The organism is Streptomyces camponoticapitis (assembly GCF_014646115.1).
In the GTDB taxonomy this organism is placed as follows: Bacteria; Actinomycetota; Actinomycetes; order Streptomycetales; family Streptomycetaceae; genus Streptomyces; species Streptomyces camponoticapitis.
The window spans coordinates 42823-52625 of the sequence record NZ_BMMV01000037.1 but is presented as its reverse complement, the minus strand read 5'-3'; the positions used below and the strand labels follow the sequence as shown (position 1 = coordinate 52625).

Genomic DNA, 9803 nt, shown 5'->3' with positions numbered 1-9803 from the left:
CTGAACCGAGATCAACCTGCGTCGGTACGGGACGGCCGGAGGTTAAAGAACAAGCCTAGGGCGTGTTTCAGAAGTCCCGTCCGGCTCACGCGCTGCGGGCGGACGACGCTACTTCCGAAACCCGCCCCAGCTCCTGTCCGACGGATCGTCGCGGGCCTAACGGCGGCGCGCGGCCGCCCGCGCTCCGGCCGGTACCGTACGTCGGGGCGCGCCCCGACGTCACTCGTGTGAGTGATATCGGGCGGGGGCCGTACCGATCGACACACCCGCGACGCCCCCTCGGTGCGGGAGGGTCCGTACCGGCTGGCATCCTTGGGGACGGCACACACCACCGGAAACAGGAGCCCTGGCCACGTGACACAACTGCGTACGGTCCAGGTCCTCGGCGGTGGCAGTGCGGGCAGCAGCGCGCACGTCAGATCGCTGGCGGCCGGACTCGTCGCCCGTGGTGTACGTGTCACCGTCTGTGCGCCGGACTCGCTGGAACGGACGTACGACTTCCGGGGCTGTGGCGCCGATCATGTGCCGGTGGCCCGGCGCGGCGACCCCGTCTCCCTCGCGGCGCTGCGGGCCGTCTGCGCCACCGCCGACGTGGTGCACGCGCACGGACTGCACGCGGCCGTACGCGCGGCGGTCGCCCTCGGCGGGCGGCGCGTGCCGCTCGTCGTCACCTGGCACACCCGCGTGCACGCGGACGGGCCGCGCGGCCATCTGCTGCGGCTTCTCGAGCGAAGAGCCGTCAGAGCGGCGACAGTTGTGCTCGGCGCCTCGTCCGAGCTGGTCGACCGGGCCCGCGAGCGCGGCGCCCGCGACGCGCGCCTCGCGCCGGTCGCGGTCCCGGCCCCGCGCCGGGCCCCCGCGGTCGACGCGGAGGACGAGTGCGACGCCGACGGTAAGGCCCGCGCCGAACTGGGCGCGGTGGGACGGCCGTTGCTGATGGCGGTCGGCAGCCTCGTACCCGACCGGGGTTACGGCACCCTGCTGGACGCCGCGAGGACATGGCGCGGCCTCGATCCCGAACCGCTCCTGGTCATCGCGGGCGAGGGCCCTGAACGGGCCCTGCTCCAGGGGCGGATCGACAACGAGGGCCTGCCGGTCAGCCTCGTCGGCCGGCGCGACGACGTGAGCGGGCTCCTCGCGGCCGCCGACATCGCTCTTCTTCCCAGCCGCTGGGAGGCCCGCTCGCTGCTGGCCCAGGAAGCGCTGCGCCTCGGTGTCCCCCTGGTCGCCACGGCCGTCGGCGCCGTACCCGAACTGGTCGGCGAGGCGGCGGAGTTGGTCCCGTACGGGGACGCCGCCTCCCTCGCGGACACGGTGACACGGCTGCTGGCCGATCCCGGACGGCGGGCCGAACTCGCGGCGGCCGGGCCGGTCCGCGCGGCGACATGGCCGACGGAGGACCACACGATCGCCCAAGTGCTCAGCGTCTACGACGAGTTGGCCCAGCCGTCGCCCGGTTGACGCGGGCCCGCGCCGGCCCGAGGTACGGCACGCCGCCTCCCGCTCAGCGCACGTGGCGCCGCGCCCGAAGCGCCAGGCTCAGGGCCAGCACAGTGTGCGGGTCGTCGAGGTCCGTCCCGAGCAGTTCGGAGATCCGGGCCAGCCGGTTGTAGAGGGTCTGCCGGTTGAGATGCAGCTCGCGCGCCGTCTCCGCCTTGCGGCCCGCGTGGTCCAGGAACGTCGCAAGTGTCGGCAGCAACGGGGCGCGGGACGTGCGGTCGTGGGCGAGCAGCGGGCCGATCGCGCGGTCCACGAACGCCGACAGATCAGGATGGTCCCGCAGCCGCCACAGCAGCAGGTCGATGTCCAGCCGTCCGGCGTCGTGCCACGGCCGCTCCGGCAGACCCCCGGCCGCCGCCGCGGTCTCGGCCGCGTGCCGCAGACCCGCGCCCGCCGCCGTCCAGCCGCCGGGGACACCGACGACCACCACGGGCCGGGGGCCGCCGGGCCGCTCCAGTCCGGCCCGTTCCAGGCCCGCACGCAGCGCCGCGGCCACCCGGTCGGCCACGGCCCCGCGCTCGGACTCCGAGCGCAGTCCGATCAGCAGCGGGATCCGGCCCTCCACGGGACGTACGCCCAGGAGCACCGGCACCCCGACGTACCCCAGCTCCTCCAGCACCGCCCGTGCCAGCGGCGCCCAGTCGCCCGGCGGAGCGGGCTCGGGGCCCAGCCGCATCACCACCGGCAGCAGCGGCCCCTCGCCCGGCCGGAATCCCAGCACGGCGGCCTGCGCGGGCGCGTCGTCCGCCGTGACCCGGCCCTCCGCCAGATCGGTGAGGAAATCGCCCCGGCCGCGCGCGGCCAGTTCGTCCTCCTGGCGCGCCTGCATGAGGACCACCGCGAGGATGCCCGCCGCCCGCTCGGCCGCCATCCGGTGCACCGGCAGCAGCGGGGCCGACACCGGAGGCAGTACGAGCCTGGCCCGTACGGAACCGGCGCCGTGCCCGCCACCGGGCACATCCACCAGCACCGAGCCGGCGGGCGGCCCCGCCTCGCGGTCGGCCCGCTGTGCCCGCAGCCCCTCCCAGACCTGGAGCGGTTCCGCGGCCGTCGGCGCCCCCGCCGCACCGGCCGCCGCGAACAGCAGCTGCCCGTCGGCGGTCTCCAGGAAGACCGGGTTGCCGGCGAAGTCGGCGAGGATGCGCAGCACCTGGGGCACGCCGCCGCCGTCGAGCAGCGCGTCCGTGCACCGCCGGTGGACCTCCTCGGCCTGGCGCAGCAGCGCGTAGTGACCGTTGACGATCTCGGTGTGGACCTCCTCGGTCACCGAGACGAACGGCACCTCGCGGTGCAGCTGCACCAGCGGCAGCCCGGCCGCCCGCGCCGCGTCCACGACCGCCGCGGGCAGCCGCCCGAATCGCGGCCCGAGCTCCACCACCAGGGCGGCGATCCCGCGATCGGCGAGCCCGCGCACGAAGGCGCGCTGCTCGGCGGGGCGGGTGCCCAGCCCGATGCCGGTGGTGAGGAGCAGCTCGCCGCCCTTGAGGAGGGACGCGATGTTCGGCACCTCGCCCGCGTGCACCCAGCGCACGGTGCGGTGGAGCCGGTCCGCCCCGGCGACGACCTCGGGGAGCCCGGCACGGAGCCCCGGCAGGTCCAGGGCCTGCCGCACGGTGATTCCGCCCTGATCGTCCATGAGGCCGGACGCTACCCGGCCCGCGCGCCGATGTCCGTCCCGGGACCCGCGTCCGGTGGCGACCCGAAACCTTGGCCGACGCGGCCACGTCCGCCGGTGTGAGCGGCGGGGACGGTGTCCTCCGGTCGGGCGTCCCCTGCCTGCGCGGCCCGGAGTGCGTCTCCACCGGGCCACCCGCACCATGGGTGAGCGCTCCGTCGGCCGTCGTACGTCCGTTGTCTCTCCGGGCCGCACGAGGCAGGACCGCCGGTGTGTCCATCGTGCTCGGCGCGACCCGGAGGGCAGGAGAACCCATGACCGACGGCGGCGCCGACGGCTCGCAGGGGCAGACCGCGCAGGCGCCACCGGCCGGCATGCCGACCGGTGTGATCACGCTGTTCGCCGTGCCTCTCGGCCTCGCGGGCCTGGGCGGGGTGTGGGTGGAGGCCCAGACGGTCGTGGACGCCCCGAAGTGGGTGGGTGACGCGACCTACGCGGCGGCCGCGGCTGTCTGGCTGGTCCTGACGGTCATCTATCTGACAGGCGGTCCGCGACACACCGGAACGCTCGGCGCGGACCTCGGGAATCCCGTGACAGCGCCTCTGACCGCCTACCCGCCGGTCGTCGGGCTGCTCATGACGCCCCATCTGAGCCTCTACTCCCGCACGGCGGCCGAATGGGTCTGCGGAGTGCTCGTCGCCGCTCTGCTGCTGATGGTCGCCGCCATGCTCACCCACCTCTTCCGTGGTGACGTGCCGCTCGCCGCCGTCCACCCGGGCTACTTCCTGCCCTATGCGGCGGGCGCGTCCATCACCAGCATCGCCTTCACCGGCATCGGTGCCCGCACGGCCGCCCTGACCGCCGTCGGCGCGGGGCTCTTCTTCTGGGTCGTCCTCAGCGCCCTCTTCTTCGCCCGGCTCACCACCCAGAAGCCTCTGCCACCGGCGGCGACACCGCTGCTCTCCGTGCTGCTCGCCTCGCCCGCCACCGCGGGAATCGCCTGGTTCGCCGCCCACGAGAACCGTGTGGACCCCGTCATCGACGTGCTGGCCGGCGTCATCATCCTGCTGGTGCTGGTCCAGCTGATGCTCCTGCCCGACTACCGCCGAGTGGGTTTCACCCTCGGGTTCTGGGCCTTCGCCTTCCCCGTCGCCTCGACGACCAACTTCGGCATGCGCTGGCTCACGGCCCTCCACATCACCGACATCGAGGCGTGGGCGTGGCTCCTCACCTCGCTGGCGACCGTGAGCATCGCCGCCCTCGCCGCCCGGAGCCTGGTGCTCGTCCTCGGCGGCAGGCGCCCCGTCGGCACCTGAACAGCGCGCACCGGCGCCAGGTCGCCGACGGGGGATCCGCCCGGACGCTCAGCCGCCGTACGCGCCCGAAGCCGTCAGGCGCAGCGCCGTGTCGATCAGCGGGACATGGCTGAACGCCTGCGGGAAGTTGCCGACCTGGCGCTGGAGCTTCGGGTCCCACTCCTCGGCGAGCAGCCCGAGGTCGTTACGGAGGGCCAGCAGCTTCTCGAAGAGCTTGCGGGCCTCATCGACCCGGCCGATCATCGCGAGGTCGTCGGCCAGCCAGAACGAGCAGGCCAGGAACGCGCCTTCGTCACCCTCCAGGCCGTCCAGTCCCGCCTCGTCGCCCGAGGTCGGGTAGCGCAGGACGAAGCCGTCCTCCGTGGACAGCTCCCGCTGGATCGCCTCGATGGTGCCGATGACGCGCTTGTCGTCCGGCGGCAGGAAGCCCATCTGCGGGATCAGCAGAAGCGAGGCGTCCAGCTCCTTGGAGCCGTAGGACTGCGTGAAAGTGTTGCGCTCCTTGTCGTAACCCTTCTCACACACGTCGTGGTGGATGTCGTCGCGCATCTCGCGCCAGCGCTCCAGCGGGCCGTCCGCGTCGCCCGACTCGATCAGCTTGATCGTCCGGTCGACCGCGACCCACGCCATCACCTTGGAGTGCACGAAGTGCCTGCGCGGCCCGCGCACCTCCCAGATGCCCTCGTCGGGCTGGTCCCAGTGCGTCTCCAGATACTCGATCAGCTTGAGCTGGAGCAGGGAGGCGTAGTCGTTGCGCGCCAGGCCCGTCATGTGCGCCAGGTGCAGGGCCTCGGTGACCTCGCCGTACACGTCGAGCTGGAGCTGGTGCGCCGCGCCGTTGCCGACCCGGACCGGTCCCGACTGCTCGTAGCCCGGCAGCCAGTCCAGCTCCGCCTCGCCCAGCTCACGCTCGCCCGCGATCCCGTACATGATCTGGAGATTCTCGGGGTCGCCGGCGACGGCCCGCAGCAGCCACTCGCGCCACGCGCGGGCCTCCTCGCGGTAGCCGGTGCGCAGCAGGGAGGACAGGGTGATGGCGGCGTCGCGCAGCCAGGTGTAGCGGTAGTCCCAGTTCCGTACGCCCCCGATCTCCTCGGGCAGCGACGTCGTGGGCGCGGCGACGATGCCGCCGGTCGGCGCGTACGTCAGTGCCTTGAGCGTGATCAGCGAGCGGACGACGGCCTCGCGGTAGGGGCCGTGGTACGTACAGTGCTCGACCCACTCCCGCCAGAAGTCCGACGTCAGCGTGAGTGATCCCTCGGGGTCCGGCAGCGCGGGAGGCTGCCGGTGCGAGGGCTGCCAGCTGATGGTGAACGCGACGCGGTCGCCGGGGGCCACCGTGAAGTCGGAGTACGTCGTCAGGTTCTTGCCGTACGTGTCCGCCTCGGTGTCGAGCCAGATCGAGTCCGGCCCGGCGACGGCGACGGTGCGGTTGTCCACCTGGTGCACCCAGGGCACCACCCGGCCGTAGCTGAAACGCATCCGCAGCGCGGAGCGCATCGGCACCCGGCCGCTGACACCTTCCACGATCCGGATCAGCTGCGGCGCGCCGTCACGCGGGGGCATGAAATCGGTCACTCTGACCGTGCCGCGCGGCGTGTCCCACTCCGATTCCAGGATCAGGGAGTCGCCCACGTAGCGGCGCCGGTCGGCCCGCGGGGGCTCGGCCCCCGCGGGGGAGGCCGGTCCGAGCCGCCAGAAACCGTGTTCGTCGGTTCCCAGCAGCGCCGCGAACACGGCGTGCGAATCGAAGCGAGGCAGGCACAGCCAGTCGACTGTGCCGTCCTGGCAGACCAGGGCGGCGGTCTGCATGTCTCCGATGAGTGCGTAATCCTCGATGCGCCCGGCCACGTGCATCTCCAGTCGAACGGCCACGTTCGCCCCTCGGGGCGCTTACTGCGGTCAAGGGTCGTTGACGAGCTCTTTTTCCGGGAACACGGGCGGGGATAGTGCCGTTTGCCGGCCGGACTCGGCAGCGAATGTCCGAGCAGGATACGACGCACTTCGGAGATCCGCGCAGGTGTCCAGGCAACACAAATGAGCCGAACGAGTTGGCCAACAGTGACACAACCCAAGCCGCCGCAGCTCCGATGACGTGCGGTAACGGGGCGACAACTCAGTGCCGACGGGCCTGGTGACCCGGACGTGACCGCGCGGTGACCGTGTGCTGATCATCAAGCCTCATGGGGTGATCAACTTGTGATCTTGGGCAGGGGCCGACGGACCGTCAAACACCCGGCGTGGGTTGGCCGGAAAGCATCTTTTGCATGTCACGGGCGCCAGTTTCGGGGGCAGCCGTCGGTGAACGGTCCCGGCGGCGCCCGCCGCCGTGTCCCGCGCCCGTCGCGAGGCCCCGGCGCCCGGGCCCCGGGCGGCCGACGCGAACGTGCCCCCGCCGTCGCTGATACCCTGGTGGCCCGTGGACGGATGGCCCCCCAGCGCTTCTCAGGGGCCCCGAACCGCAGCGACGGCCGACCCCTCCAGATCCTCCGGTCTCACCGGTGATTCACCGGACAGGGGCGCCGGTACGCACCTCAGACCGCGACCACGGGAGCCCCGTCTTGGCCATGCCGAACCGATCCTCGACCTCCTCGACGACCAAGCACATCTTCGTCACCGGGGGCGTCGCTTCCTCCCTCGGCAAGGGCCTGACCGCCTCCAGCCTGGGGGCCCTCCTCAAGGCGCGGGGCCTGCGGGTCACCATGCAGAAGCTCGACCCGTATCTGAACGTGGACCCGGGCACGATGAACCCGTTCCAGCACGGTGAGGTGTTCGTCACCAACGACGGCGCCGAGACCGACCTGGACATCGGGCACTACGAGCGCTTCCTGGACGTCGACCTCGACGGCTCCGCCAACGTCACCACCGGCCAGGTCTACTCCACGGTCATCGCCAAGGAGCGGCGCGGCGAGTACCTCGGCGACACCGTCCAGGTCATCCCGCACATCACCAACGAGATCAAGCACCGCATCCGGCGTATGGCGACCGACGACGTCGACGTCGTCATCACGGAGGTCGGCGGCACGGTCGGCGACATCGAGTCGCAGCCGTTCCTGGAGACCGTCCGCCAGGTCCGCCACGAGGTGGGCCGCGACAACGTCTTCGTCGTGCACATCTCCCTGCTCCCGTACATCGGCCCCTCCGGCGAGCTGAAGACCAAGCCGACGCAGCACTCGGTCGCCGCGCTGCGCAGCATCGGTATCCAGCCGGACGCGATCGTGCTGCGCGCCGACCGCGAGGTGCCCCTCTCGATCAAGCGCAAGATCTCGCTGATGTGCGACGTGGACGAGGCCGCCGTGGTCGCGGCGATCGACGCGAAGTCCATCTACGACATCCCGAAGGTGCTGCACACCGAGGGCCTGGACGCGTACGTCGTACGGAAGCTGGACCTGCCGTTCCGCGATGTCGACTGGACCGTCTGGGACGACCTGCTGGACCGGGTGCACAACCCCGACCACGAGGTGACGGTCGCGCTCGTCGGCAAGTACATCGACCTGCCCGACGCGTATCTGTCGGTGACGGAGGCGCTGCGGGCCGGCGGCTTCGCCAACCGGGCGCGGGTCAAGGTCAAGTGGGTCACCTCGGACGACTGCAAGACGCCCGCGGGCGCGGCGCGGCAGCTCGGGGACGTCGACGGCGTCCTGATCCCCGGCGGCTTCGGCGAGCGCGGCGTGACCGGCAAGGTCGGGGCGATCCAGTACGCACGCGAACAGAAGATCCCATTGCTGGGCATCTGTCTGGGACTCCAGTGCATCATCATCGAGGCCGCGCGCAACCTCCTGGAGAACCCGGACGCCAACTCCACCGAGTTCGACGCCGCGACGGCGCACCCGGTGATCTCCACGATGGAGGAGCAGCTCGCGTACGTGGAGGGCGCCGGCGACCTGGGCGGCACGATGCGGCTCGGCCTGTACCCGGCGAAGCTCGCGGACGGCTCGATCGTGCGGGGCGTCTACGACGACCAGCCGTACGTGGAGGAGCGCCACCGGCACCGCTACGAGGTCAACAACACCTACCGCGCCGAGCTGGAGAAGAAGGCGGGCCTCGTCTTCTCGGGCACCTCTCCCGACAACAAGCTCGTCGAGTACGTGGAGTACCCGCGCACGACGCACCCCTACCTGGTCGCCACGCAGGCGCACCCGGAGCTCCGGTCGCGTCCGACGCGCCCGCACCCGCTCTTCGCGGGCCTGGTCAAGGCCGCGGTGGAGCGCCGGCGGGACGCGTAGACGGCGGACCCGGGGCGATAACGTTGGCCGAGGTACGGCTCTCCCGGCAGCCCGGGACCGTACCTCGGTTTCCGCTGTGTGGGCGTGTGTGGAGGTAAGTGTCGATGGCCATCAAGGACACCCCCGAGGAGTGGCGGATCACGGCCACGGAGACTCCGTTCCGGGGCAACAAGACCAGCGTCCGTACGGACGACGTGGTGATGCCCGACGGCTCCGTGGCGCGCCGTGACTACCAGGTCCACCCCGGATCGGTCGCGATCCTCGCCCTGGACGAGGCGGACCGCGTGATCGTCGTACGGCAGTACCGGCACCCCGTCCGCCAGAAGCTGTGGGAGATCCCGGCGGGCCTGCTCGACATCCCCGGCGAGAACCCGCTGCACGCGGCGGAGCGGGAGCTGTACGAGGAGGCGCACGTCAAGGCGGAGGACTGGCGGGTGCTGACGGACGTCTACACGACGCCGGGCGGCTGCGACGAGTCCGTACGGATCTTCCTGGCGCGCGGCCTGTCCGAGGCGGAGGGCGAGCGCTTCGACGTCTCCGACGAGGAGGCGGACATGGAGCAGGCGCGGGTGCCGCTGCCGGAGCTGGTGCGAGGCGTACTGGCGGGCGAGCTGCACAACAACGCGCTCGTCGTGGGCGTGCTGTCGCTGACCGCCGCGCTGACGGGGGACGGTCTGGACGCGCTGCGTGCGGCGGACGCGGAATGGCCGGCGCGGCCGTTCGAGGCGTGAGGCACCTGAGGGGCGTGAGGGGAGTGCGGTAAGACGAACTGCTGATCCGATTGGGGGATTTGTCGCCGTGCCCCTCCGGGTCGGTCGCGCAGCGTGAACTAGGCTCGAATCACCCGTGCGGACACCCGCCGGGCTCGACTCGTGCGCACCCCGCCGGACGGGCAGGGGAAGGAGCGTGGCCGTGACGGACCAGGCGGTGGACGTGAACGGCGGCCCTGCCCGGTCGCGTACGGAACGCTCAACTCCGCCCGAAACGGCGGCACCTGACGCCAAGTCGGCCGGCCCTGCGGTCGCGTCCGGCCGTCGCTCCGTCCCTGACGGCACGTCAGGCCCACGGTCCGCGACCCACGCACGACGTGTCCCCGACCGCACGTCGGCCGACGACCGGCCGCCGACGACGCCCACGCCCGGGGAG

6 protein-coding genes are annotated in these 9803 nt (G+C 72.2%); 4 read left to right on the top strand and 2 right to left on the bottom strand.

Annotation, left to right across the window (positions count from 1 at the left end):
* Nucleotides 1–354: 354 nt before the first annotated feature.
* Nucleotides 355–1461, top strand: a complete 1107-nt coding sequence (locus tag IEY79_RS35125) for a glycosyltransferase family 4 protein (protein ID WP_189111713.1) — start codon at nt 355–357, stop codon at nt 1459–1461.
* A 43-nt stretch (nt 1462–1504) separates the two neighbouring features.
* Here the strand turns inward: IEY79_RS35125 and IEY79_RS35120 are convergent, their stop codons facing one another.
* Nucleotides 1505–3136 (bottom strand): PucR family transcriptional regulator, encoded by a 1632-nt coding sequence (locus tag IEY79_RS35120; protein WP_189111712.1) that lies wholly within the window; start codon nt 3134–3136, stop codon nt 1505–1507.
* Nucleotides 3137–3429: 293 nt separating this feature from the next.
* Between IEY79_RS35120 and IEY79_RS35115 the strand changes: the two genes are divergently transcribed.
* Complete coding sequence (locus IEY79_RS35115; RefSeq protein WP_189111711.1) at nt 3430–4431, top strand: SLAC1 family transporter; 1002 nt, start codon at nt 3430–3432, stop codon at nt 4429–4431.
* Between the two features lie 48 nt (nt 4432–4479).
* Here the strand turns inward: IEY79_RS35115 and IEY79_RS35110 are convergent, their stop codons facing one another.
* Complete coding sequence (locus tag IEY79_RS35110) at nt 4480–6288, bottom strand: glycoside hydrolase family 15 protein (protein WP_189111721.1); 1809 nt, start codon at nt 6286–6288, stop codon at nt 4480–4482.
* Nucleotides 6289–6998: 710 nt separating this feature from the next.
* On the opposite strand from IEY79_RS35110, the gene pyrG reads away from it, so the two are divergent.
* Entirely contained in the window at nt 6999–8657 is a 1659-nt protein-coding gene (pyrG, locus tag IEY79_RS35105) for a CTP synthase (RefSeq protein WP_189111710.1), read from the top strand.
* Between the two features lie 104 nt (nt 8658–8761).
* On the top strand, nt 8762–9388 hold the full coding sequence (locus IEY79_RS35100; protein ID WP_189111709.1) for an NUDIX domain-containing protein: 627 nt from the start codon (nt 8762–8764) through the stop codon (nt 9386–9388).
* The last annotated feature ends 415 nt before the right edge of the window (nt 9389–9803 follow it).